Source organism: Bacillus sp. ME78 (assembly GCF_903970865.1).
Lineage (GTDB): Bacteria > Bacillota > Bacilli > Bacillales > Bacillaceae_G > Bacillus_A > Bacillus_A cereus.
The window spans coordinates 14,868-38,423 of record NZ_CAJCKK010000003.1 but is presented as its reverse complement, the minus strand read 5'-3'; the positions used below and the strand labels follow the sequence as shown (position 1 = coordinate 38,423).

The following is a 23,556-nucleotide window of genomic DNA, read 5'->3' as shown; positions in this document are numbered from 1 at the left end:
TGATTTGGAAACTTTACCATGGTGGGTTTATCTTGTAATTGTCGGGATTGTACTAAGTGGCTACATGGTTTTATATACTTCGAAAAAAGAGCAAGATATGGATAATGAGTTTATTGAAAAAGAAGGCGAAGTATATATGAAGCGCTTAGAAGAAGAGCGTGAGAAACGTAATCAGGATAGTGATAAAGATTCGGTATTGCTTTAATAAAAATTTTGAAAGGCTACCACCTAGTAGAATTTTACAACTAGGTGGTAGTTTTTTTCTTCTGGGGGAGCAGTATATGTTCATCAAGCTAAGGTTATATTAGTTTAATTTTACATGTATAAGAGAGTCATCATAAACTTTTATTGATGGTATTTATATATATTTTTACTCATAAGAATGGAACTAGCGGGGATTTTATTGGGGGGGATTAACAATGCATAGGGATGAAACTTCATTACATCCTGATACAGGTGTTACATCTGTAATGTTTGTTGAGCGTTCATTAAATGAAATTCGTTTTTGGTCTAGAATTATGAAAGAGCATTCTTTTTTTCTTCGCTTGGGATTTAGATGCGAGGATACTCAACTAATCGAAGAGGCGAATCAATTTTATCGATTGTTTGAACATATTGAACAAATAGCGCATTCCTATACAAATGAAACAGATCCTGAGCAAATAAAAAGATTTAATGCAGAAGTACAACAAGCCGCAACTAATATTTGGGGATTTAAACGGAAAATTTTAGGGTTAATTCTCACATGTAAATTGCCAGGACAAAATAACTTTCCACTTTTAGTTGACCATACAAGTAGGGAAGCTGATTATTTTAGAAAACGTTTAATACAATTAAATGAAGGTAAATTAGATGCTCTTCCTGATGCTATTATTAAAGAAAATGTTTTCTTTTTACGGATTATGGCAGACCATGCTAAATTTATTGGTCATCTTCTTGATCCATCGGAAAGAAAGCTTGTAGATACAGCACGGAATTTTAGCAATGATTTTGATGAATTGATGTATCAAGCAATTGACTTAGAATCTATGAAACCACAATCCCAAACAGCCCCTCTTTTAGATCAATTTTTAGATCAAAATCGTGTGTCGGTTGCATCTCTTCGGGATTTTAAGAAAACAGCACGTGATTTAATTGAGCAATGTAAAATAAAGAGCATCATTCATCCATTATTGGCAGACCATGTTTTCCGTGAAGCTGATAGATTTCTTGAAATCATTGATATGTATGATGTTCATCTTACAAATATTCAATCACAACCTAGATATTAGAAGATAAGGAAAGATACTATTTTTTCCTTAAGCTGAGAAGTTAACAATTTATTGTTAGCTTCTTTTCTTTGCTATTAAAATTTCCTTTTAAGGACTACATAAATCCCTTTGACCAAATATGTAATTCTTTGTAAAATGATATATATGGAAAGATTATGAATATACAGGTAATATATAGGTGATATATTTTAATGAATTATTCGGGGGAAATTTATTAGTTAAGTATATTAACTTGTTTGCACTACATTTTACAAATAAAGGGGTATTAGTAATCATGAAAGCAAAGAAATTAGTAAGTTTAGCGTTACCAGTTATGTTATTGAGTGGTTGTATTACAATTGAAACTGATGGTAAGAAAGCTGAAACAAAGAAAGAAGAGACGCAAAAGGTAGAGAAAGAGAATAAGACTTCTGAAAAAGAGAGTAAGTCAACTGATAGCAAGAAAGAGGATAGCTTATCTGTAGCGAAAGGTGAAGGTACAAATAGTAGCTCATCAAGTAGTCAACCAAGTTCTTCTTCAAATAATTCAACTTCTTCAACTGGTAAGGTAACTGGTTCAGATGTTGAAAGGTACAAGGCAGATATCATAAATAGTGCTACTCAAATTGAAAATACAATGAAATTAATTGAAGGAATAGCAGATTCAGACGTAAAATCATACAAACAAAAGAAAAGTGAAGTACAACTGAGTTTAGGTGGAGCAAAGGCAACCACAACGAAACTGAAGAATCTACAAGCACCTCCTGAATTACAGGGAGAACAAGTGAAGATAAAGCAATCGATGGAACTGTATGCGGATTGTTTCCAACTTCTCTTTGATGCATTAGACCAAGAAGACGAGAGTAAAATGCATCAATCATTAAGTAAAGCACAAGAAGGTTCAAAACTGTTTGAAGAAGCAGCGAAGAGTATCGGTAGCAAAACAAACTAAGAGTAAATTACTTTAAGGAGTATGAGGTATGAAAGTGAAGAAACTAATGGCTGCTGTAGTTCCAGTTACATTATTATTAAGTGGTTGTGTTACAGTAAAAGATTCGGCAAGTAAAGAAGCAAAGACAGAAGAAACAAGTAAAGCTAAGTCTTCTGGAACAAAAGAAAAATCAACTAATTCGAAAGAAGAAAGTAAAGATGTTCAAAAGGTTCGAGTTTTAGATGAAGATTATGCACAATATTTATTAGACATTGAACAGGATATGTTAAGACGATTTGATTACTATGATGCATCTGTAAAGGATTTGAGAAACGGAAGTAAATCAAAAGCTGAGGTATTAGATAGTGTTAAAGACATCTATAAAGTATTTGATAAGATAGAGAAGATTTCTGCACCGCCAAAACATAAAGAAGACCAAAAAGAGATTGAAAGAGCTGCAGGTAAACTAAGAGAAACATTCGGTGAAATAGAGAAGTTATTCAACGATAAAGGTTTTAGCTTAGAGACTGATAAGGAAATCTTAAATAAAGCAAATATAAAATTAGAGGAAGCAAAACGTATTTGGAAACCTACATTTGATAAGTTAAGGGCTGAAGTAAAAGGTGATACAACCACGGAAAAATCTACTAGTACAACAAGTAGTTCTACACAGGCAAACCCAACTACTGGCAGTCAGGCTCAAACAGATAAAAGTCAAGCAAAAACTGGGGTATTTGTAGATACAGTTGGTACAAGTGAAGAGTTAGGAATTAGTTATAGCAACATGCAGAAGAACATTAAAGATGGTACTGAGATTATTGGTAATTGGGGTATTGATTACGGCAGTGGCGTAAAAACTACGCTAGTACTAAAAGGTGATAAAACATTTGAGTCTTATGCGAATGGTTCTTATCCGAATAAAGATAACTATTTAACAGGAACATATACGGTGGATGTCCCATCATTCCAGTTATCTTTAAAAGTAACAAAAGCAGTTAAAGACGGTCAAGAAGTAAAGTTAACAAATGATAGTATCATGTATAAATTGCAAAACTATGATGGAAACACATTACAAATTTATCATATGGACGATAATATTCGTATTCGATATGTAAAACAATAAATAATTGGTGAAAAACTCTGTAATAAATTTTACAGGGTTTTTTATTAGTTTTAATTTAATTTCTTCATTATCTTTCCAGACGCTGTCCATGCTAGTATAAGTTGAGAAATGAACAAAACGATAATGATAGGCAGTTGATGTAACTCCAAAGTAACTGTAACCATCTAAAGCCCAATTCATACACTATGGTGGAGGATTTTCACCTAATAACCGGATGAAAAAGGGGTGTAATCATGAAGAAACGTACTGTTAATGAAGCGGGAGGGAATGTGCCACAACCAATCCGCAGCGACGGAGCAGGTGCAATTGATTCTGGACCTCGTAATGTTATGCGAGATATTCAAAATCCGAATATGCTTGTTCCGCCTATAACGGATGCAGGATTAGTTCCTAACTTGAAATTTTCATTCTCGGACACTTCTATGATTTTGAAACACGGCGGATGGTCTCGGGAGATTACTGCTCGGGAACTACCAGTTTCGACGACGATTGCTGGGGTAAATATGAGCTTAACGGCCGGTGGAATACGAGAACTTCATTGGCATAAAGAAGCGGAATGGACGTATATGCTTTTAGGACGGGCACGCATAACGGCTGTTGATCAAAATGGACGGAATTTTATTGCTGATGTTGGACCAGGTGATCTTTGGTATTTTCCGCCTGGTATTCCGCATTCCATTCAAGGATTGGAACATTGTGAATTTCTACTCGTTTTCGATGATGGACATTTTTCTGATTTATCTACTTTAGCTATTTCTGATTGGTTTGCGCATACGCCAAAAGAAGTGTTGTCGGCTAATTTTGGAGTACCTGAGAGTGCTTTTCATTCTATCCCTTCAGGTCAAGTTTATATTTATCAAGGAGAGGTGCCAGGTTCGCTTGAAAGTCAGGAAGTTCAATCACCGAAAGGGGAAGTTCCTTTAACATTTAAACATGAACTGTTAAAACAAAAGCCAATTAAGACTCCTGGTGGTAGCGTTCGAATTGTAGATTCTACAAATTTCCCTATTTCAAAAACGATCGCAGCAGCGCTCGTTGAGGTTGAGCCTGGTGGAATGAGAGAACTTCATTGGCACCCGAATAATGATGAATGGCAATATTATTTGACAGGGGAAGCGAGAATGACTGTGTTTCTTGGAAATGGTACCGCTCGTACATTTGATTATAGAGCTGGCGATGTCGGATATGTACCGTTTGCGACGGGGCATTATATTCAAAATACAGGTACCGAAACATTATGGTTTTTAGAGATGTTCAGAAGCAATCGTTTTGAAGATGTATCGTTAAATCAATGGATGGCACTGACTCCTAAAGAAATAGTGGAGAGTAATATACATGTTGGCCCGCAAGTAATGGATTCTCTGCGTAAGGAGAAGTGGCCTGTTGTGAAATACCCGGGGTTTTCATATAGTCCGAAAAATGATGAGTAAAAATGAAAATTTGCGTTATTCTTTCTGGAGACTGATAAGAAGGGATGGCGTATTTTTTATGCCTAATCTAGTCTTTATCCCGCTATTTGCCGGGCAGTAAGACCCACCTCAAAATTCAGCGGAATCAAAGAAGTTAGGTGGGGCGCGGGCTGTCCGTAAAAGCCCGATTAGTGAGGGCTGATTAAAGTTTCACTTTATTAGTATCCGTCCCTTGTATTATTGTTCGGGAAATTATTATTGGAGCATAGTATAGGGAAGATACATATAAAAGAGCGCCATTATAAGCTGTAACGTATAAGTTGTGCAGGAAATGCAACAATAACTCGCTTTACTCTTCATCATTTATTTGAACATAATGGGCATAGAGAGGTGATAAACACAGTATGATTTTTAGTGAGCGTTTAAAAGAAGAAAGGGAAAAAAGAAATTGGTCGCAAAATGATTTGGCTGAAAAACTTCATGTGAGCAGGCAATCTGTTTCGAAATGGGAGACGGGAAAGAACTATCCGAGCATTGAAATTATTATTCATTTAAGTGATCTGTTCGGTATTACAATTGATGAACTGCTAAGGAGTGATGAAGAATTGACGCAGAAAATAATTGAAGATAGTAAGCAATTGGCGTATCCAAAATGGAAGGTGTTTTTTGATAGTCTATTTATGATAGGAGTATTTTTGTTTATTGCAAAAATCGTTGTATGGATGCTAAATAAGTTTGCTGGAGCAAGTATTACAATTGTAGCAGATGCGCCATATGTAATGAATCTTTTGCCCCTTGTATTCATGATTATAGGTGGTATAGGTTCCGATAAGTTGAAGAAAATATATAAATAGAGGAAAGATTTGAAAGAAATCCCCAACACTGGCTGTTCTTTTCACTTAAATTGTGTACTATAAAGGATAGGATGACATAAAGAAGGGGACATTTAGAATGGAATTTCATGAACAGAAAATTTTGCCGGCAGTGAGGCAAATTAAAGATTTGGAAAAGCTATTACATAGTTCGTATGAATATATCGTTATTTTAGATATTCATGTCGGCCAATTGAAGAGTGTTATATCACTTGCGAAGCAATATTGTAAAAAGGTGTTTTTACATGTGGATTTAATTCATGGCTTGCAGAGTGATGGGCATGCGACGGAATATTTATGTCAGGAGTTTAGACCGTACGGGTTACTTTCGACAAAGGCGAGCGTTATTATGAAGGCGAAGCAAAAAGGTGTTGTGGCAATACAACGCATCTTTTTAATCGATTCGAGTGCGATGGAGAAGAGCTGCAATCTTTTAGATAAGACGAAACCGGATTATATTGAGGTGCTTCCAGGAGCAATGACGGATATTATCGCTGAAGTGAAAGAGCGTACTGGTGTACCGATTTTAGCAGGTGGTTTTATTCGTACTGTAGAAGATGTGGAAAGAGCTTTAAACGCTGGTGCGACAGCGATTACGACGTCAAAACGCGAACTATGGAAACATTACCAAAAAAAGTGACGAAAATGTGAAAAAATTCTGTTGACACCGCTTTCATAAGAGGTTAACATTATAGACAAGTTAATAAACGTGACGGAGAAAAGAAGAGATCCACATTTCATTGTTTCTATATAAATTTATATAGAAGCGTGCAAAGCTGTGGGTCTTTTTCTTTTGACAAAAACGAATGGCCATTCATTTTACCTCTATCACATTTGGAAGCGTTTAAATTGATTGTGGAGGGATACTATGTCAGCATTTTTAGGAGAGTTAATAGGGACTGCGTTGTTAATCGTACTTGGTGGCGGCGTTTGTGCTGGTGTAAGTTTAAAGAAATCGTTTGCGAAAGATTCAGGTTGGATTGTTATTACAATGGGCTGGGGCTTAGCAGTAGCGGTTGCAGCGTATGCGGTTGGATCAATTAGTGGGGCACATTTGAATCCAGCTTTAACGATAGGACTAGCATTTAAGGGAGCGTTCCCATGGAGTGACGTACCAGGTTATATCGTAGCACAAATGATTGGGGCAATTATCGGGGCAGTTATCGTATATTTACATTACTTACCACACTGGAAAGAAACAGAAGATCCAGGAACAAAGTTAGGCGTATTTGCAACAGGTCCAGCAATTCCGAACACATTTGCAAACCTTTTAAGTGAAATGATTGGAACATTCGTTTTAGTATTTGGTATATTAGCAATTGGTGCAAATAAATTTGCAGATGGATTAAATCCATTTATCGTAGGTTTCTTAATTGTAAGTATTGGTTTATCATTAGGTGGGACAACAGGATACGCAATTAACCCAGCACGTGATTTAGGTCCGCGTATCGCACACTTCTTCCTTCCGATTGCAGGAAAAGGCGGTTCAAACTGGAAGTATGCATGGATTCCAGTAGTAGGTCCAATTTTAGGTGGATCACTTGCAGGTTTATTCCATCAAGTTGTATTTGAAGGAAAACAAAATTCAGCACTTATTTATGTGATTATCGCAACTGTGATTGTACTAGCAATCTCTTATATGACAAGTAAAAAAAGCGGAAGCAATACAAATAGTAGAAAAGTAGCATAAGGGGGAAACCGATATGAAAAAATATATTCTTTCATTAGACCAAGGAACAACAAGCTCACGTGCAATTTTATTCAATAAAAAAGGTGAAATTGTTCATTCAGCTCAAAAAGAGTTTACACAACATTTTCCAAAGCCGGGCTGGGTAGAGCATAATGCACAAGAAATTTGGGGATCTATTTTAGCAGTTATCGCAACTTGCTTAAGCGAAGCAGATGTAAAACCAGAACAAATCGCTGGTATCGGTATTACGAACCAACGTGAAACAACGGTTGTATGGGATAAAACAACTAGTAAACCAATTTACAACGCAATCGTATGGCAATCTCGCCAAACAGCTGAAATTTGTGATGAGTTAAAAGAAAAAGGTTATAGCGAAATGGTTCGCGAAAAAACAGGTCTTTTAATTGATGCATACTTCTCTGGTACGAAAGTAAAGTGGATTTTAGATAACGTTGAAGGTGCAAGAGAGAAAGCAGAAAACGGCGATCTATTATTCGGAACAATTGATTCATGGCTTGTATGGAAACTATCTGGTGGTAAAGCACACGTAACAGATTACTCAAACGCATCACGTACGTTAATGTTTAATATTCACGACTTACAGTGGGATGATGAGCTTCTAGACATGTTAACAGTACCAAAGAGTATGCTTCCAGAAGTACGTCCATCATCTGAAATATATGGAGAAACAATTGATTACCACTTCTTCGGTCAAAATGTACCGATTGCAGGTGTAGCTGGTGACCAACAAGCAGCTTTATTTGGACAAGCTTGTTTCGGTGAAGGTATGGCGAAGAACACTTACGGAACTGGTTGCTTTATGTTAATGAACACAGGTGAAAAAGCAGTAGCTTCTGAGCACGGTCTATTAACAACAATTGCATGGGGAATAGACGGTAAAGTGAACTATGCATTAGAAGGAAGTATTTTCGTAGCAGGTTCTGCGATTCAGTGGTTACGTGACGGAATGCGCATGTTTAAAGATGCAAGTGAGAGTGAAGTATATGCCTCTCGCGTTGAATCAACTGACGGTGTATACGTTGTACCAGCATTCGTTGGACTAGGAACACCTTATTGGGATAGTGAAGTACGCGGCGCTATGTTTGGTGTAACACGCGGTACGACGAAAGAGCATTTCATTCGTGCAACGCTAGAATCTTTAGCTTACCAAACGAAAGATGTATTATGCGCAATGGAAGCAGATTCAGGTATTAAACTGAAAACATTACGCGTTGATGGCGGAGCAGTTAAAAATAACTTCTTAATGAAGTTCCAAAGTGATATTTTAGATGTTCCTGTAGAGCGTCCAGTGATCAACGAAACGACAGCTTTAGGTGCAGCATACTTAGCTGGTCTTGCGGTTGGATATTGGAAAAACCAAGATGAAATTAAATCACAGTGGCATATGGACAAACGCTTTGAACCAACTATGGAAGCGGAAACAAGCGAAGAGCTATATGCTGGATGGAAAAAAGCAATTGAAGCAACAAAAGCTTTCAAATAATCATAAACAGTGTTATAATGGTGACAAGTTAATAATTCGGTAGGAGATTTGGAGAGACCACAACGCGCTATAGAGGCGAAATCTATAGCGGAGTTTGTGGTCTCTTTTTTCGTTATCAAAGGGAGGAATTACCATGAAATTTTCAAGTAAACAACGTAAAGACGTATTAAACGGAGTAAATAAACAAGAGTTAGATGTGATCGTAATTGGTGGAGGTATTACTGGTTCTGGTATTGCATTAGATGGAGCAACACGCGGGTTATCAACAATTGTGTTTGAAATGCAGGACTTTGCAGCAGGTACATCAAGTCGTTCAACGAAGCTTGTACACGGTGGTCTACGTTATTTAAAACAACTTGAAGTGAAAATGGTAGCAGAGGTGGGTAAAGAGCGTGCGATCGTATATGAGAACGGTCCCCATGTAACAACACCAGAGTGGATGTTACTTCCGTTCCATACAGGCGGTACGTTCGGATCATTTAGTACATCAATTGGTCTTCGTGTATACGACTTCTTAGCAGGTGTAAAACGAAGCGAGCGCAGAAAGATGTTTAACCGTGAAGAAACGCTAAACAAAGAGCCTCTTGTAAAAAAAGAAGGATTAAAAGGCGGCGGTTACTACGTAGAATATCGTACAGACGATGCGCGTCTTACAATTGAAGTAATGAAAGAAGCAATTGAGCATGGTGCGAAAGCTGTTAACTACGCAAAAGTAGACAGTTTCTTATATAAAGATGGAAAAGTATGCGGTGTACGTGTAATCGATTTACTAGACGGTGAAGTATATGAAGTTTACGGTAAGAAAATTGTAAACGCAGCTGGTCCTTGGGTAGATACACTTCGTGAAAAAGATAACTCGAAAAAAGGAAAAGTACTTCAGTTATCAAAAGGTGTTCACTTAGTAATTGATCAAAAACGTTTCCCACTCGGGCAAGCAATTTACTTCGATACACCAGATAAACGTATGGTGTTCGCGATTCCTCGCGGAGGAAAAACATACGTAGGTACAACAGATACGTTCTATGATAAAGACGCAGCTGTACCACAAATGACAACAGAAGATCGCACATACATCATTAATGCGATTAACTACATGTTCCCAAGCGTGAAAATTACAGAGAAAGACATTGAATCAAGCTGGGCTGGTGTACGTCCGTTAATTTATGAAGAAGGTAAGAATGCATCTGAAATTTCTCGTAAAGATGAAATTTGGACTTCTGAATCTGGTTTAATTACAATCGCAGGTGGTAAATTAACAGGATACCGTAAAATGGCTGAAATGGTAGTAGATTACGTAACGAACTTATTACAAAAAGAAGGTCATAGCGCATATCCGAAGAGCGATACGAAACATATGCCAATCTCTGGTGGACATGTAGATGGTTCACACGGATTCCCAGCATTTGTTGCGAAAAAAGCAGACGAAGGTACAAAATCTGGTTTAACGAAAGTACAAGCAGAAGAGTTCGCGAAATTCTACGGCTCTAACGTTGATGTACTGTTCGACTTAGCGAAAAAACATAAAGAAGAAGCGAAAGAATACAACATGCCACTAGACGTTCTAATCCCGCTTGTATACGCAATGGATTACGAAATGACAGCAAAACCAGTTGACTTCTTCGTACGCCGCAGAGGCGCTGTATTCTTCAACATCCACTGGGTATACGAGTGGAAAGAAGCAGTAATCAACTACATGGCTGCGAAACTAGGCTGGAGCAAAGAAGAACAAATGAAATATACAGCTGAACTAGAAAAAGCATTAACAGACGCTGTAATTCCTGTAGATCAACAAGAACAGGCAGCTGCGTTAGCGTAAAATAGAGAAACACCTGAAGGGAACCCCTTCAGGTGTTTTTTATCTTGACTAAAAATAAATAGAATGTGTTACAATGATGATAGAGTATTTAGTATGAATTTTGCATAAAATAAAGAAGACAGAAGCCTGAGAAACTTCTGCCTTGTGTAACCTAACTTGCTATTGTGGTGGTAGTAGGTGCGGTTATAAGACAATTACATTAACGTTTTAGCCGAGAACCGCCCTTACCTTTTCCACGAAGCAGGGTGGTTCTCGCTTTTTTGTATACAGAAATTAGCCATGGACCGACGTATCTTCTACCGATGACAACGCCAGCTCCGGTTAGGATACCATACACTAATTTAATTACAAACATCGCGATCATATTATCACCTCCTCCTTTTTTTCAAAATGGAAGAGATGATTGCCACACCTACTAGTTATAGCTTATTAAGTTACATTTCAATTGTATTATGTTTTAAAATAGGGAACAAGATATATGGATGAAAATTCCTGTTTTTAAGCAGAACATTAGTGTCAGGGGACAAGAAGTAAATAAATATACATAAAAAAACGGTATGGACATTACCATCCGTATTTTTTTATGTATTTATAAAACTTTTCCATACAGTGCGTCGTCTAATATATGGGAAGGAGGAAATGATGTGGATGAATTAACGATAGAAGCGTTTGAAATAGAGGATAAGGAGGACCTTATCGACGAAATAATGAACAAGTATGGACAAGAAGTCCTACAGCTTGTGTATTCATATGTGAATAATAAAGAGGTTGCGGAGGATTTAACGCAAGATATATTTGTGAAATGTTATAAATCTCTTCATACATACAAAGGGAAATCGAATGTGAAAACGTGGTTATGGAGAATTGCGATTAATCAATGTAAGGACTATATAAAAAGTTGGTATAACAAAAAGGTAATCGTTACAGAGGATGAATTTGCGTATATTGGGATTCAAAATGATAGTGTCGAACAAACTGTCATTCAAAATGCGGAGGATCGTGAACTGGCTTCTGCAGTAATGAATTTACCGATAAAATATCGAGAAGTGATTTATCTATTTTATTATGAGGAATTATCAATTAAAGAGGTTGCTATGGTAATAGACGTAAAGGAAAATACGATAAAAACGAGACTGAAAAAAGCGAAGGAGCTTTTGAAGAAAGGATTGGAGGAATAATCAAATGGAAGATCGATTAAAAGGTTTGCGAAAATCAATGGAGAACACAACGTTTAAACATTTGAGTTTTTCTGATCAGCACCAAAAGCGGGTGCGCGAAAAAATCAATCAATCGTCCGAAAAGGAAGAAGACATCCTTTTAGCAGTGTTGCAACTTCTTATGAATGAAAAAACAGGTTATGAATTGATGCAGTTACTGCGGGGGAGAGGAATTCAAAAATTCGAAGGTGATGAAGGATCTCTATACACTTTATTGCATCGTCTAGAACAGAATCGCTTTATCCAATCTAGCTGGGATCATGCGGGAGCTAAATATTATCAATTAAATGATAAAGGAAACAAGATGCTGCGAAAGGCAGAGAAGAATGCTACGAAGGCACGATTTATATTAAAAGGATTAGTACAGGAGTGAGAAAAAATTGAACAAAAAAGGGGAGCGTTTTTTAAAAGAAGTTACGAACCATATTAAATCAAAAGAAGCGAAGGATTTGGTGGCGATGGAACTAGACTTTCACTTAAAACAGGCGAAGAATATGTGGATGGATAAAGGATTAAGTGAGGAAGTTGCTGAAGATAAGGCTGTTGAACAAATGGGAAGTCCGGTCAAACTTGGCGAAGAACTTAACAAACTGTATAAGCCAAAGGTTGATTGGTTTTTAATTGGTTTATTAGTGGCTGCGATGGGGCTAGGGTTTTTGCCAGTTTTAGCTTTTGGATATACGAATGATGTAATAATGAATAAGGTGATATTTGTTATTCTCGGTGTTGTAACAGCTTTTGGGATGATGCTGATTGATTATCGGAAATTAGAGAGAAGGGGAGGGTTGTTTTACACAATCGGAGTACTTATTCTGTTAATGCTATACTGTTTTCCGAACGCTTCGTTGACTGGAGAACCGTTAATAAAAATTGGTCCCATTGAAATTGATTGTTTAATAGCAGTACCGTTCTTTTTTCTAGCGTGGGCTTCTTTTTTCAATAATAGTAGGTTAAAGGTTATACATCTTGTGGTTTTATATTTATTTTCTTTGTATTTATTTTTGATTGTATCAACCCTTTCGTCAATTTTTGTTTATATGACAATGGTATTCGTTATGCTTTGGTGGAGTAAGTTAGGAAAGAAAACGGCGTTGATTATTACGATTGTACCCATTTGTTTATTTATTATCAGGGCATCGGTATCCTGGTCTTCAGGATACCACTTAGATAGAATTTTAGGGTATTTAAATCCGGAGAGTGATGCAGGTGGTGCAGGATTTATGTATATACGTTTAAAAGAGGTAATGTCATCGGCTGGTTGGTTTGGTACATCTGGAGATACAAAATTCATCCCTGCTGCGGATACTGATTTTGTATTTGCAAGTTTGACTTACTATTATGGGTATGTGCTTGCGCTAATTCTGGTTTCTGTTCTTTCTCTTTTTGTAGCAAGATTAGTAATCATATCTTATAAAATAAATGACCGATATGGTAAATTGCTTCTCATTGGAGGAATGACTCTTTTTGTAGTCCAGTTTATTTATAACGTGGGCATGATTTTAGGCTTATTGCCGATTGCTGCTATATCATTACCTTTTATTAGTTATGGATTAACACCGACTGTATTTCATGCGCTTTTAATGGGGATTGTGTTAAGTGTATATCGACGTAAAGATATGCCATTTAGAATGAAGAGAACACCTTGATAATGATCAAGGTGTTCTCGTTATAAGTTCAAAACTATCCGAATCAGCCCCAAGCACAAAAGGACTAACCTCGCCAACACTATAAAGTTGCAACTCATGCATTGCGCGCGTACAAGCGGTGTAGAACAATCTACGAACGCTCTCATCACTGTACACATCTTTAGAAGCATCGTAAATAATAACAGCGTCAAATTCAATACCCTTCGCTAAATAAGCAGGGATCACGACGATGCCTTGCTCATACTCGGCAGAGTTACTCTTCACGAGTTTAATATTCTCGATATGATTAAGTGCTTCGTAAGCCGCGGCGCTTTCAGCTGCAGATTTACATATAATTGCGATCGTATTGTGCTGCTCTTTTTGTAGTTCAGCAACTTTGGCAGTAATATGTTCGTGCAGTTCGCTTTCATTTGATACTTTCGTCACTGTAGGTTTCGCGCCGTCACGTTCAAAGGCGTGAATGTTCTTTCCTTCCGGTACGAGAGCACGTGTAAATTCAATAATTGGTTTTGTTGAGCGGTAGCTACGAGTTAAGTTGATACCGTTCGTTTCATCAGGTCCGTATAAGCTAGTAAGTGTATTGAAATTCACTGCTTCACTCGCATGGGCAAATATCGCTTGGTTAAAGTCTCCGAGTACAGTCATTCTTGCAGCAGGGAAGAGACGTTTTAAGAACTCGAACTGAAACGGAGAATAATCTTGCGCTTCATCTACGAGTACGTGTTTAATCGATCTGTTCGTTTGGAAGCCTTCAATTAATTCTTTTAAAAGTAAAAATGGAGTCGCATCCTCGTAATATAGCTTTCCTTCATCAAGCATGTTCACTGTTAATGAGCAAATGTCATCCCACTCTTTCGGTTTTTCCCCAGTAACCCATGATGCATCTGTGAAGAGCTGTTTATATATGCTTGTGAAATTGATGAAACGCAATGTTTGAACGCCTTTACGAAGTGGCTTCATTTTTTTACGGACAATCATACGCCCAAGTACTCTTGTTTCTTTCTCAAAGTCTTGAAAGGAGTTGTCGTCAAACTCGCCTTTTTTCTGTAAATATTTATAAGCCTTTTGGTATTCATCTTTACTAAGTAATTCAATTTCTTCTTCTACCCAAGGCTTTTTCAGTTCTGATTTTTCGAGTGTATCTATTTGTTTATTTAGCCAATCCGTTAACTTTTCAATTCGACTATGGAAGCGGAGGGAGGAGTCAGTATTATAAAATTGCTCTGTAATTTCTTTTGCAGAGACAATCAGTTTTCCTCTAAATTTCATTCCTCTAAATAGCATGCCTGAAGATTCAAGAGATTGTCTGTACGCTCTAATCATCTCGAAAAATTGAGTGGATGCTTTAAATCGGATGCCCGCATTTCTCGTTTTATAGGTAGGGCTATTCGTTTCAGTTAACATATATTCCAATTGCTCATAAGGGTCTTCAACATCAAATGACTTACTTAGTCTATGATTTAAATACTCTTGGAATGTAACTTGCTGCATATTTTCTTCACCAAGTTCAGGTAGTACGTTAGAAACGTAGCTATTGAACATAGAGTTAGGGGAGAAGAGAATAATTTGATCCGCTTTTAGCCATTCGCGATATTTATATAGTAAGTAGGCGATTCGCTGAAGGGCAGCAGATGTTTTACCACTACCAGCAGCTCCTTGAACGATAAGGAGGCGGCCTTCATCGTGACGGATAATTTCATTTTGCTCACGCTGAATCGTAGCGACGATACTTTGCATATGTTTGTTCGTACCTTTTCCGAGTGCTTGTTGCAAGATTTCATCGCCAATTGTAAGGCTCGTATCGAACATAGAATCAATCTCGCCATTTTGAATAATGTATTGTAATTTTTTCTCCACATTACCGCGAATTACGCCTCCTGGTGTACTGTATTCAGCTGGTCCTGGTGGATAATCGTAGTATACACTCGAAATAGGTGCGCGCCAGTCATATATAAGAAAGTTTTCTCCGCTAGCATCCGTAAGTGTAGCAACACCGATATAAATTTGATCCGCAGCAGATTCTCCTTCTTCTTTGAAATCAATTCGTCCAAAATAAGGTGCTTTATGCATGCGTCTTAATGCGGCAAGTCGATTAAAGGTGTGCTTATGGGTAATTTGTGTGACAGCTAGTGACTGAGCTTGTTGTCTTAAGTTGATAACTGTTTCAAGATAATCATCAAAAGTATCCGTGTTCACTTTCACATCATCCCAAAAGTGTTTACGAATATTGATTACTTCTGCCCGGCGTCTGCCAGTTTCGTTTTCCAGTTTATCAATTTGCTGAGTAATCGTTTCGATTACGGTATCCAATCGTTGTTGCTCTTGATCAAGTTTTTTGTTCATACGGTAGCACTCCTTTAAAAGTGAAAAATAGAGGTTGACTGAAGAAAGGTTTTGTTGTACAATTAAGATACGGATAAATACGTTCTGTGTATTTTAGAAAACGTATTTCTGTACTAATTTAACATAGTTTCTTAATTTAATCAATAATGATGAGATAAACCCTTGGTTCCACGCGTTGTGAATCAAGGGTTTTTTGTTTTTCTGTAAGAAATAATTGCAATTTTGCCGAGGATAATCTAAGTAAAGTATAGAAACAATCAGGAATAGGGGGATACTGATGGGAAAATATTTTGAGGAAGCACATCGTTTTTGTTCTCGTAATAGAAAGCACTTAGAAAAGGATGTTATATGTGGTTGTTTCTATTGTTTAGAAATTTTCCATCCAGAAAAAATTACAGAGTGGTGGGATGATGATAACACAGCAGTTTGTCCGCATTGTGGGATTGACTCTATTATAGGGGAAAGTTCAGGATTTAGAATCACAGAAATGTTTTTAAGTGAAATGCATAAAAGATGGTTTTAGTTAAACGAATGACAAAATAAACTTTCGGTAACGAAGATAGTGTAAAACTAACTAAGATTTTACACTATCCATAAAATGAAAAAGACGTTATCCTTTCTATAGAATCGAAGAGTCAATCATGTAATTTCATTTACCCAATCTGTATACAATTTCCCCCTGGAAGAGGGGACATAAAAAAGCTCGGGCTTAGCCCGAGCTTTTCATTATTTCTTTTCGTCTTTTTTATCGTCAGCTTTTTGCTCTTTGAAAAGATCTTTTAAATCTTTATCGTCAACTTTTACGTCAGCTTTTTTGATTTCTTTCATCATAAGATCGTTCATGAATTGAGCATCTTGCGTTTTTTCTTGAGCTAGTGATTTTTTAATATCAGCTTTTGCTTTATCGAAAGTAGCATCTGCGTGATTATCAGTTACTTTAATAATATGGTAACCAAATTGTGTTTTTACAGGTTCGCTTACTTCACCTTTTTTCAACTTTTGAGCTGCTTCTTCAAATTCTTTTACCATTTTCCCTGGTCCGAAGAATCCTAAGTCGCCACCTTTTTCTTTTGAACCTGTATCTTCAGAGTATTGTTTTGCTAATTCTTCGAAAGATTTACCTTGAGCAAGTTCATCTTTCACTTTTTTAGCAGTTTCTTCATCTTTTACAAGGATATGACTTGCTTTAATTTCCTTTTTATAATCCTCGAATTTTGCTTTTACATCTTTATCAGTAATCGATTGTTCAACCGCTTTTTCTTGAGCTAATTGAGCACGTACACTATTTTTTATAGTTTCTTCTTTAATACCTTGTTGTTTCATTAGGGTATCGAATTGATCACCGTATTGTTTTTTCATTTCATCGAACTTTTTGTCTACATCTTTGTCTTCAACTTTGTAGTTTTTAATAAGTACTTTTTCCATAACCATGTTGTTTAGTACTTGTTTACCAGCTTGTGTCTTCATTTGATCGTAGAATTCTTCTTTTGTAATGTCACCAGCTTTAGATGTAACGATTTTGTCTGATGATGATGTTCCACATGCTGATAATGCGATTACACTTGTTGCGGCTAAGGCAAGCATAGCTTTCTTCATTCGATAAACACTCCTACTATTATGTATTTTTAATTTATCCTACACCGATGAATTTTAAATTCATAAGAGCCCGATTAAGTCTCACTGATACTTTTGCTTTTTTGTATTGGTAAAGCGCGCTTAACAGGGCTTACCGTGGCTGAGGATAAAGTTTTGATGAATGTTTTGTTCTATAGTATAAGCAATATGTACAAAATTTAATATATCATATTTCGACGCGTTTTCATATTGATAAAGAAAAATTAACCAGTACGTGTCAGATTTTGAAAGTGTGCCATATTGGGCGTATGCCGCATATACAGAATAGAGGAGGGGATGGGGATGAATTCTCAACTTATTTTATTACTTGTACTGTTTATTTTATTGGTTATTGTAGGTATAATTTGCTTATAGAGGAAAAAAGTGAGGAAGGAGCTTTCCTTCCTCACTTTCCATGAAATATAATTTCTATATAACTAGAAATTAATAAAATTGTTATACATACATTAATAACCCGAAAGACACCGGGCTGGCGGCTCGCAGCTATTTGTTTTCGTTCACACAGTGTATGTGTCATGAAATTCGTGTAAAATATAACAAGAAGTGCGAATGCGACAAAAACAACTGTTATAAGTGTCATGAGGCGAGACCTCCTTTTGGCTAAAATACATATACATATATTGTATCACACGATATTTTGTTCGTGTTACAAAATTCAGAAATAGAAGACTTTGTGTTAGAAAGTGAGGGAGAAAATGGACGTTGTTAGAAGATTAGAACAAGCTGAATACTATGTAGACCTACTATTTAAAATGATTGATGAAGAGAAGTGTCCATTTTATTCTTTGATCATAAAGAAAAAAGCTCGTAAAAAAGATATTGAACGTATACTAAATCTTTGTGAAAAACTGAACGAGCAATATGTAGTGGAGAAAGCAGAAGGGCTTCTTTTGTTCGATGCGCTGTTAGATCAATTTGAAAAAGCGCTTCCACATCAGCTCGAAGTACACGAAACTGCGGAAGCGCTAGCAAAACAAGGTTTATTTAAGCCGCTTATGAATGAATTCTTAAGCATGATTGCGAAAAAATAAATAGATTATTTCTTAACTAACTTTTGATCGGATTCTGTAAAGTTCTCTTCAATATCTTCTAATGATTTCTCAAAAATATCGATAAAGTCTTGTCCGTAAATATTACGCAGGATTGCAATCAGTTCGATATTTTCTGGGAACTTCCCATAAAAATTACGAAGTGCAAGAGCCCCATTAAACACTGAATTATTTTCAGGATCATACTCCTCCATTAAGCGAAGTAGTAATTCTTCCCCTTTGTCTGTAATTTCAATGTACGTATTTCGTTTATCATCTTCCTTTTTTGAGAATACAAGATAGCCGCGTTCTTCCAGCTTTTTCGAGAAGTTAAACGCTGTTGATACATGCATAACTCCAAACTTAGCAATCTCAGAAATAGAAGCCCCTTTTAAATGATAAGCGATTGTTAAAATATGATGTTCATTAATATTTAAATCGTAAGGTTTAATCCACTGCTGCCAATCTTTCTCTACACATTTCCATAACGCTTTCGATAATTGAGCAATGCGTTGGCTGAAAATCATCGCTTCTTTTACCGAGTAATCTTTTTCTCCACTTTTCATTTACTCACCCACTTTAACATTCTTTTTCATTACTATCTATTATGCCAGTAAAATAAAAATTAATAAAGTCTTTTTGTAAGAATTGTGAAAATTTTTTAACAAAATGACATTCTATACAAATCATGCATAACTATGGAAGCGTTTTATGAGTCGTGAATACATGCGTTGTCCTTACATGTTAATTGATAACATATATTGTAAATGCATAAAAACACGGCATATCTATACGATATGCCGTGTCAAGGTCAATTTATATAAAAAATATTTGTTATATGCAAAAAACTAAGCAGGAATTTGTTTACGCTTTTTCTGGAACAGCTTCTTGCAGTTTCTCAATTGACTTTTGGATGTCTAAAATTTCTTTCTCAATATGGCGCTTGTTTTGAGAAATATCTTGTTTCCAGTTAGAAAGCGTGTCTTGCATGTCATCTTTTAATTCTTGAAACACTTCTTTACCTTCTGAAGCAGTTTCAACAATTTGACGCTTTAATAATTTCGTATCAGCTGTAATATCAGCTAAAGTCTTTTTAATATCATTTCCTTTTTCTTTTAACTTGCCGCGCATGTCTTTACCAGAAGAAGGAGTTGAGAAAAGAACGGCCAGTCCAGCAACTGCTCCCCCGCAAATAACACCTGTAATAAAGGATTTAGCTTTTGACATAAAAGGAAACCTCCTTATTTTTTGTTCGTATTCATGATGTGAAAAAATATGCATATCTTTCTTATATGTGCTATGCACAAACAATCATCCCTGAGCATTTTAAGTGAAGAAACAAGCCATGCGGAATTTGATGACTTCAGGGAAGTGGCTTGTTATGTATTACGCCTTCTTATAGTGTCATTATTTCACACTATTTGCAATTGTACTTGCGATGTTTTGTAAATTTTCCATAGTGTATTCATTTTGGTGTGATTTCCAAACAGCACCGAAACCATCTTTTTCACCGTAGCGTGGAATTAAATGAAGGTGGAAGTGGAACACAGTTTGTCCAGCTTTTTCACCGTTATTGTTAAGTAGGTTAAAGCCAACTGGATTAAACTCTGCTTTAATCGCATTTGCGATTTTTGGAACGACAGAAAAAATGTGTGATGCGATTTCTGGCGTTAACGCAAAAATGTCTTGTTTGTGAACTTTCGGAATAACAAGAGTATGTCCTTTTGTTACTTGACTAATATCTAAAAATGCAAGCACATGTTCATCTTCGTATACTTTTGAGCAAGGGATTTGCCCGTCAATGATTTTACAAAAAATACAATTGTCTGCTGTATGATTCATTGATCTCATCCTTTCAAATATCCTTAGCCGTATTTTACCATAATTACATAAGAGAACAAACACGAAAAACAGGAAGCTGACTCAGCTTCCTGTTTTCTGAAGAGGGATTGAAAAAGCATTATCGTAATTTACGTTTCGCAGACACCTCATTTATTTAAGAAATGCACGGTAAATCGGCTAAAGTTTCTGCCGTAGACACCCCATTTTCAAGTGAAATGAATTGCAATCTTTTATAAAAGGAAATTGTTTATTTTTTAAAACAGTATATGCTCTTTCGGAGACACCCCGTTTCTAAAATGAAACAAATGATCTGGTTATGTGTAAATTTCTTTGTCCAACATGGACACCCCATTTCATGATGACTTAACTATGTTGTTGTACTCATCAATTGGTGGTCGCTTTTTCAATGTGTTCCTTCTTCACTAATTATGATGTCCGCTTTCGGGAAAATATATGCTAATAAATTTAAATTTTTTTTTTTGAGTACATGGATACTATGTAGTACAGCATAATTTTTGGTAAGATGAATATAGAATGAATACTAATGAAGAAAGTGGTGTCGTATGAGCGAGTTATTGCGTGTAGAAAATGTTACAGGAGGATATACGAAACGACCTGTATTAAAAGATGTTTCGTTCTCTGTTAATAAAGGCGAACTTGTCGGCTTAATCGGTTTAAATGGAGCTGGTAAAAGTACGACGATTAAACATATTATCGGTTTAATGGAACCGAAAAAAGGAACTGTCACAATTAATGGGAAAACAATTCGTGATGATATGACAGCGTACCGTTCTAGCTTTTCATTCATTCCAGAAACGCCGGTATTATATGATGAATTAACGTTAGAAGAGCATTTGAAATTAACAGCGATGGCGTACGGTGTTGATGAAAAACAATATGAAGAACGTGTAGGACAACTATTACATGAATTTCGCATGAAAAATCGTTTAAAATGGTTTCCATCTCATTTCTCAAAAGGGATGAAACAAAAAGTAATGATTATGAGCGCGTTTTTAGTTGAGCCATCTCTTTACATAGTAGACGAACCTTTCGTTGGATTAGATCCGTTAGCAATTCAATCTCTTCTTCAAATGATGGATCAAATGAAAAAGAGTGGAGCCGGTATTTTAATGAGCACACATATTTTAGCGACGGCAGAGCGTTATTGTGATTCGTTCATTATTCTGCATCAAGGTGAAGTAAGAGCGAAGGGAACGTTATCTGAGCTGCAATCACAGTTTAATATGCCAGGTGCAACGTTAGATGATATTTACATCGCGCTAACAAAGGAAGAAGATTATGAATAGCACAGCGTTATGGAAAGAACGATTTCGTCACTTTCTAAAAGAAGTTCGTACATATAGTAAATACGTATTTAATGATCATTTGAAATTTATTTTTGTGTTCATCATCGGTGCGGGAGCGTATTATTACCAGCAATGGTTACAAACGTTAACATCTTCGTTTCCAACTGCGCTCGTAATGGCAGTATTAATTGGACTCGTGTTAACAGCTGGATCCATTCAAACGTTATTAAAAGAAGCGGATCTCGTTTACTTACTGCCAGTTGAAGAAAAGTTAAAACCTTACTTCACCAAGGCATTTCTTTTTACATTTATGATTCAGTTATACATAATCGCAATCGTAGCAGCTGCGCTTGCTCCGTTATACTTCCAACAAATGAAGCAAACAGGTGCTGGCTACATATGGATTGTCCTCGCATTTGTCATTGTAAAAGCGTGGAATTTATTCGTCGCGTGGGAAAAGTCATTTTTAACAGATCAAAATATACAAAGGGCTGATTGGTTTATTCGTTTTATCTTAAACGGTTTATTTGTATATTTCCTTGTAGAACGTACTTCAGTTCTTGTTATTGGCGGAATCGTTCTGCTCATGGTGTTATATCTTGCTATCATGCATCAAATGGTAAAAGGAAAGCCGCTAAACTGGGAGTATTTAATTTCTGAAGAAGGTAAGAAAATGATGCTGCTGTACCGAATTGCGAATATGTTCGTTGATGTACCAGCATTAAAAGAAAGAGTATCTCGCCGAAAATGGCTGGATTTCATTCTGTCGATAATCGGCGAAAAGCGTACATATTTATACTTATATACGAGAACGTTTTTACGATCGGGTAACTATTTCGGCTTATATGTGCGCCTGCTCGCTCTTGGAGGGGTTATTCTTTACTTCATTCCGTTTTTATATGGACGATTTATCGTAAGCCTTATTTTCTTATACTTAATCGGTTATCAGCTATTAACTTTATGGAAGCATCACCGCATGAAGATTTGGCTTGATTTGTATCCGGTCGGGGGAGAAGAGAAGAAGAAAGATTTTCTTACTTTATTAAATGCAATTCTTCTTACTGGCAGCGTTGTATTTACAGTTATATTTGCCCTTGCGACGAAAGATTTCATGATGACGGGAATTTTACTAGTCGTGAGCATAGTATTTAGTATCGGTTTCGTTTATCAATACGGGGCAAAACGTATTGAGCGTTTAAATTGAAGGGAATGAACCTATGATTACATATGAAGAAAAGGTTATAAAAGAGCTGGAGCAGTGGAAAGCTACATTCATGAAAGATTCTTCTATGATGACACGGTTCTCAAAGAAAGTGCAGACGAAAGTACAACAGCTTATTCCGGCGAAAGTGCAAAAAGTATTAACAGAAACGATTCGGATGATGGTACAAACAATTAGCGCCGGATCAAACTTTATAAAGCCGAAATTAAAAGAGACGAACTGGTCATTGCAAAGACGAGACGATGAAGTACGTAAAAAAATGGATGAGTACAAAAAAATAGCAGCGGCAGAAGGAGCAGGGACGGGAGCAGGCGGTATTCTCCTTGGCCTTGCTGACTTTCCGCTTCTACTCGGCATTAAAATTAAATTTTTATTCGATGCAGCAACATTGTACGGATTTGATACGAGCGACAAAGAAGAGCGCCTTTTTATCCTTCACGTTTTCCAACTTGCCTTTTCAAGTGACGACCACCGAAAAGAAATATGGAAAGCCATCGAAACGTGGGATACAGAAGAAGAAAACCATATGGACTGGGAAAAGTTCCAAACAGAGTACCGAGACTATATCGATTTAGCAAAAATGCTTCAGCTCGTACCCATAATCGGTGCCCCAGTCGGCGCGTATGCGAACTATCAATTACTGCAAAGACTTGGGGAAGTAACGATGAATTGTTATCGTATGCGGTTGCTGAATAGGGATTAAAAAGAAAGCATCCTAAAT

Annotated in this window: 26 protein-coding genes; 19 read left to right on the top strand and 7 right to left on the bottom strand. The window is 36.6% G+C overall.

Features of this window, described 5'->3' with window-relative positions; translation table 11 throughout:
- Window positions 1-4 precede the first annotated feature (4 nt).
- The 10 genes from H6481_RS05690 to glpD all read left to right on the top strand — a co-directional run bounded on the left by H6481_RS05690 (window position 5) and on the right by glpD (window position 10,595).
- The gene (locus tag H6481_RS05690) at window positions 5-205 is read left to right on the top strand and encodes a sporulation YhaL family protein (RefSeq protein ID WP_000449223.1); all 201 of its coding nucleotides are present in this window, start codon (window positions 5-7) and stop codon (window positions 203-205) included.
- Between the two features lie 214 nt (window positions 206-419).
- Window positions 420-1,271, top strand: coding sequence for a DUF2935 domain-containing protein (locus tag H6481_RS05685; protein WP_000554479.1), 852 nt, complete (start codon window positions 420-422; stop codon window positions 1,269-1,271).
- Between the two features lie 274 nt (window positions 1,272-1,545).
- A complete protein-coding gene (locus H6481_RS05680; RefSeq protein WP_000644844.1) occupies window positions 1,546-2,202 on the top strand; it encodes a hypothetical protein in 657 nt (218 codons plus the stop codon).
- Between the two features lie 28 nt (window positions 2,203-2,230).
- Window positions 2,231-3,304, top strand: coding sequence for a DUF3994 domain-containing protein (locus H6481_RS05675; RefSeq protein ID WP_168411098.1), 1,074 nt, complete (start codon window positions 2,231-2,233; stop codon window positions 3,302-3,304).
- A gap of 233 nt (window positions 3,305-3,537) precedes the next feature.
- Entirely contained in the window at window positions 3,538-4,734 is a 1,197-nt protein-coding gene (locus H6481_RS05670; RefSeq protein ID WP_182811146.1) for an oxalate decarboxylase family bicupin, read from the top strand.
- A 383-nt stretch (window positions 4,735-5,117) separates the two neighbouring features.
- Complete coding sequence (locus tag H6481_RS05665) at window positions 5,118-5,567, top strand: helix-turn-helix transcriptional regulator (RefSeq protein WP_000577652.1); 450 nt, start codon at window positions 5,118-5,120, stop codon at window positions 5,565-5,567.
- Window positions 5,568-5,664: 97 nt separating this feature from the next.
- Entirely contained in the window at window positions 5,665-6,225 is a 561-nt protein-coding gene (glpP, locus tag H6481_RS05660; protein ID WP_000394286.1) for a glycerol uptake operon antiterminator GlpP, read from the top strand.
- 228 nt (window positions 6,226-6,453) lie between these two features.
- Window positions 6,454-7,275, top strand: a complete 822-nt coding sequence (gene glpF / locus H6481_RS05655; protein WP_001272200.1) for a glycerol uptake facilitator protein GlpF — start codon at window positions 6,454-6,456, stop codon at window positions 7,273-7,275.
- A 13-nt stretch (window positions 7,276-7,288) separates the two neighbouring features.
- A complete protein-coding gene (gene glpK, locus H6481_RS05650; RefSeq protein WP_063546700.1) occupies window positions 7,289-8,779 on the top strand; it encodes a glycerol kinase GlpK in 1,491 nt (496 codons plus the stop codon).
- Between the two features lie 133 nt (window positions 8,780-8,912).
- Window positions 8,913-10,595, top strand: coding sequence for an aerobic glycerol-3-phosphate dehydrogenase (glpD, locus tag H6481_RS05645; RefSeq protein WP_029442064.1), 1,683 nt, complete (start codon window positions 8,913-8,915; stop codon window positions 10,593-10,595).
- 199 nt (window positions 10,596-10,794) lie between these two features.
- Here the strand turns inward: glpD and H6481_RS05640 are convergent, their stop codons facing one another.
- Window positions 10,795-10,959 (bottom strand): hypothetical protein, encoded by a 165-nt coding sequence (locus H6481_RS05640; protein WP_000561154.1) that lies wholly within the window; start codon window positions 10,957-10,959, stop codon window positions 10,795-10,797.
- A gap of 280 nt (window positions 10,960-11,239) precedes the next feature.
- Between H6481_RS05640 and H6481_RS05635 the strand changes: the two genes are divergently transcribed.
- From H6481_RS05635 to H6481_RS05625, 3 genes are read left to right on the top strand one after another with little or no spacing between them, the layout of a single operon-like run.
- Window positions 11,240-11,773 (top strand): sigma-70 family RNA polymerase sigma factor, encoded by a 534-nt coding sequence (locus H6481_RS05635; protein WP_097919869.1) that lies wholly within the window; start codon window positions 11,240-11,242, stop codon window positions 11,771-11,773.
- A gap of 4 nt (window positions 11,774-11,777) precedes the next feature.
- On the top strand, window positions 11,778-12,185 hold the full coding sequence (locus tag H6481_RS05630; RefSeq protein ID WP_000390160.1) for a PadR family transcriptional regulator: 408 nt from the start codon (window positions 11,778-11,780) through the stop codon (window positions 12,183-12,185).
- Window positions 12,186-12,192: 7 nt separating this feature from the next.
- Window positions 12,193-13,458, top strand: a complete 1,266-nt coding sequence (locus H6481_RS05625; protein ID WP_182811144.1) for an FtsW/RodA/SpoVE family cell cycle protein — start codon at window positions 12,193-12,195, stop codon at window positions 13,456-13,458.
- Between the two features lie 6 nt (window positions 13,459-13,464).
- On the opposite strand, the gene helD is transcribed toward H6481_RS05625, so the two are convergent.
- Window positions 13,465-15,801, bottom strand: a complete 2,337-nt coding sequence (helD, locus tag H6481_RS05620) for an RNA polymerase recycling motor HelD (protein ID WP_063546708.1) — start codon at window positions 15,799-15,801, stop codon at window positions 13,465-13,467.
- Window positions 15,802-16,078: 277 nt separating this feature from the next.
- Between helD and H6481_RS05615 the strand changes: the two genes are divergently transcribed.
- Window positions 16,079-16,324 (top strand): hypothetical protein, encoded by a 246-nt coding sequence (locus tag H6481_RS05615; protein ID WP_064532783.1) that lies wholly within the window; start codon window positions 16,079-16,081, stop codon window positions 16,322-16,324.
- Between the two features lie 203 nt (window positions 16,325-16,527).
- Here the strand turns inward: H6481_RS05615 and prsA are convergent, their stop codons facing one another.
- Window positions 16,528-17,397, bottom strand: coding sequence for a peptidylprolyl isomerase PrsA (prsA, locus tag H6481_RS05610; RefSeq protein ID WP_097919872.1), 870 nt, complete (start codon window positions 17,395-17,397; stop codon window positions 16,528-16,530).
- A 279-nt stretch (window positions 17,398-17,676) separates the two neighbouring features.
- Here prsA and H6481_RS29090 point away from each other — a divergent pair, with 279 nt between their 5' ends.
- The gene (locus H6481_RS29090) at window positions 17,677-17,790 is read left to right on the top strand and encodes a hypothetical protein (protein ID WP_002023459.1); all 114 of its coding nucleotides are present in this window, start codon (window positions 17,677-17,679) and stop codon (window positions 17,788-17,790) included.
- 31 nt (window positions 17,791-17,821) lie between these two features.
- Here H6481_RS29090 and H6481_RS05605 read toward each other — a convergent pair whose 3' ends face one another.
- Window positions 17,822-18,016 (bottom strand): hypothetical protein, encoded by a 195-nt coding sequence (locus tag H6481_RS05605; protein ID WP_000172690.1) that lies wholly within the window; start codon window positions 18,014-18,016, stop codon window positions 17,822-17,824.
- A gap of 115 nt (window positions 18,017-18,131) precedes the next feature.
- On the opposite strand from H6481_RS05605, the gene H6481_RS05600 reads away from it, so the two are divergent.
- Window positions 18,132-18,467, top strand: a complete 336-nt coding sequence (locus tag H6481_RS05600) for a DUF1878 family protein (RefSeq protein ID WP_000383655.1) — start codon at window positions 18,132-18,134, stop codon at window positions 18,465-18,467.
- 5 nt (window positions 18,468-18,472) lie between these two features.
- Here the strand turns inward: H6481_RS05600 and H6481_RS05595 are convergent, their stop codons facing one another.
- From H6481_RS05595 to H6481_RS05585, 3 genes are all read right to left on the bottom strand, one after another.
- Window positions 18,473-19,030, bottom strand: a complete 558-nt coding sequence (locus H6481_RS05595; RefSeq protein WP_000834924.1) for an HTH-type transcriptional regulator Hpr — start codon at window positions 19,028-19,030, stop codon at window positions 18,473-18,475.
- Between the two features lie 298 nt (window positions 19,031-19,328).
- Entirely contained in the window at window positions 19,329-19,691 is a 363-nt protein-coding gene (locus H6481_RS05590) for a YtxH domain-containing protein (RefSeq protein ID WP_000030302.1), read from the bottom strand.
- Window positions 19,692-19,871: 180 nt separating this feature from the next.
- The gene (locus H6481_RS05585; protein WP_001016835.1) at window positions 19,872-20,306 is read right to left on the bottom strand and encodes an HIT family protein; all 435 of its coding nucleotides are present in this window, start codon (window positions 20,304-20,306) and stop codon (window positions 19,872-19,874) included.
- A 563-nt stretch (window positions 20,307-20,869) separates the two neighbouring features.
- On the opposite strand from H6481_RS05585, the gene ecsA reads away from it, so the two are divergent.
- The 3 genes from ecsA to ecsC are packed head-to-tail and all read left to right on the top strand — an operon-like array spanning window position 20,870 to window position 23,538.
- A complete protein-coding gene (gene ecsA, locus H6481_RS05580; protein WP_001292598.1) occupies window positions 20,870-21,613 on the top strand; it encodes an ABC transporter ATP-binding protein EcsA in 744 nt (247 codons plus the stop codon).
- Window positions 21,606-22,817 carry an ABC transporter permease EcsB gene (ecsB, locus tag H6481_RS05575; protein ID WP_088020728.1) on the top strand — a complete coding sequence of 404 codons (1,212 nt, stop codon included), beginning with the start codon at window positions 21,606-21,608 and terminating at the stop codon, window positions 22,815-22,817. Before ecsA ends, ecsB begins: the two co-directional genes overlap by 8 nt.
- 13 nt (window positions 22,818-22,830) lie before the next feature.
- Window positions 22,831-23,538: an ecs operon protein EcsC gene (gene ecsC, locus H6481_RS05570; protein ID WP_000634126.1), complete on the top strand. Its 708-nt coding sequence runs from the start codon at window positions 22,831-22,833 to the stop codon at window positions 23,536-23,538.
- Window positions 23,539-23,556: the final 18 nt, after the last annotated feature.

Excerpts from the sequence above, each read along its gene's own strand:
- glpD (WP_029442064.1), top strand. The coding sequence starts at position 8,913 with ATGAAATTTTCAAGTAAACAACGTAAAGACGTATTAAACGGAGTAAAT.
- H6481_RS05615 (WP_064532783.1), top strand. The coding sequence starts at position 16,079 with ATGGGAAAATATTTTGAGGAAGCACATCGTTTTTGTTCTCGTAATAGA.
- ecsC (WP_000634126.1), top strand. The coding sequence starts at position 22,831 with ATGATTACATATGAAGAAAAGGTTATAAAAGAGCTGGAGCAGTGGAAA.
- H6481_RS05685 (WP_000554479.1), top strand. The coding sequence starts at position 420 with ATGCATAGGGATGAAACTTCATTACATCCTGATACAGGTGTTACATCT.
- H6481_RS05670 (WP_182811146.1), top strand. The coding sequence starts at position 3,538 with ATGAAGAAACGTACTGTTAATGAAGCGGGAGGGAATGTGCCACAACCA.
- H6481_RS05600 (WP_000383655.1), top strand. The coding sequence starts at position 18,132 with ATGGACGTTGTTAGAAGATTAGAACAAGCTGAATACTATGTAGACCTA.
- ecsA (WP_001292598.1), top strand. The coding sequence starts at position 20,870 with ATGAGCGAGTTATTGCGTGTAGAAAATGTTACAGGAGGATATACGAAA.
- glpK (WP_063546700.1), top strand. The coding sequence starts at position 7,289 with ATGAAAAAATATATTCTTTCATTAGACCAAGGAACAACAAGCTCACGT.
- H6481_RS05630 (WP_000390160.1), top strand. The coding sequence starts at position 11,778 with ATGGAAGATCGATTAAAAGGTTTGCGAAAATCAATGGAGAACACAACG.
- ecsB (WP_088020728.1), top strand. The coding sequence starts at position 21,606 with ATGAATAGCACAGCGTTATGGAAAGAACGATTTCGTCACTTTCTAAAA.
- prsA (WP_097919872.1), bottom strand. The coding sequence starts at position 17,397 with ATGAAGAAAGCTATGCTTGCCTTAGCCGCAACAAGTGTAATCGCATTA.
- helD (WP_063546708.1), bottom strand. The coding sequence starts at position 15,801 with ATGAACAAAAAACTTGATCAAGAGCAACAACGATTGGATACCGTAATC.
- glpF (WP_001272200.1), top strand. The coding sequence starts at position 6,454 with ATGTCAGCATTTTTAGGAGAGTTAATAGGGACTGCGTTGTTAATCGTA.
- H6481_RS05590 (WP_000030302.1), bottom strand. The coding sequence starts at position 19,691 with ATGTCAAAAGCTAAATCCTTTATTACAGGTGTTATTTGCGGGGGAGCA.
- H6481_RS05665 (WP_000577652.1), top strand. The coding sequence starts at position 5,118 with ATGATTTTTAGTGAGCGTTTAAAAGAAGAAAGGGAAAAAAGAAATTGG.
- glpP (WP_000394286.1), top strand. The coding sequence starts at position 5,665 with ATGGAATTTCATGAACAGAAAATTTTGCCGGCAGTGAGGCAAATTAAA.
- H6481_RS05595 (WP_000834924.1), bottom strand. The coding sequence starts at position 19,030 with ATGAAAAGTGGAGAAAAAGATTACTCGGTAAAAGAAGCGATGATTTTC.
- H6481_RS05675 (WP_168411098.1), top strand. The coding sequence starts at position 2,231 with ATGAAAGTGAAGAAACTAATGGCTGCTGTAGTTCCAGTTACATTATTA.
- H6481_RS05585 (WP_001016835.1), bottom strand. The coding sequence starts at position 20,306 with ATGAATCATACAGCAGACAATTGTATTTTTTGTAAAATCATTGACGGG.
- H6481_RS05605 (WP_000172690.1), bottom strand. The coding sequence starts at position 18,016 with ATGACACTTATAACAGTTGTTTTTGTCGCATTCGCACTTCTTGTTATA.
- H6481_RS05640 (WP_000561154.1), bottom strand. The coding sequence starts at position 10,959 with ATGATCGCGATGTTTGTAATTAAATTAGTGTATGGTATCCTAACCGGA.
- H6481_RS05680 (WP_000644844.1), top strand. The coding sequence starts at position 1,546 with ATGAAAGCAAAGAAATTAGTAAGTTTAGCGTTACCAGTTATGTTATTG.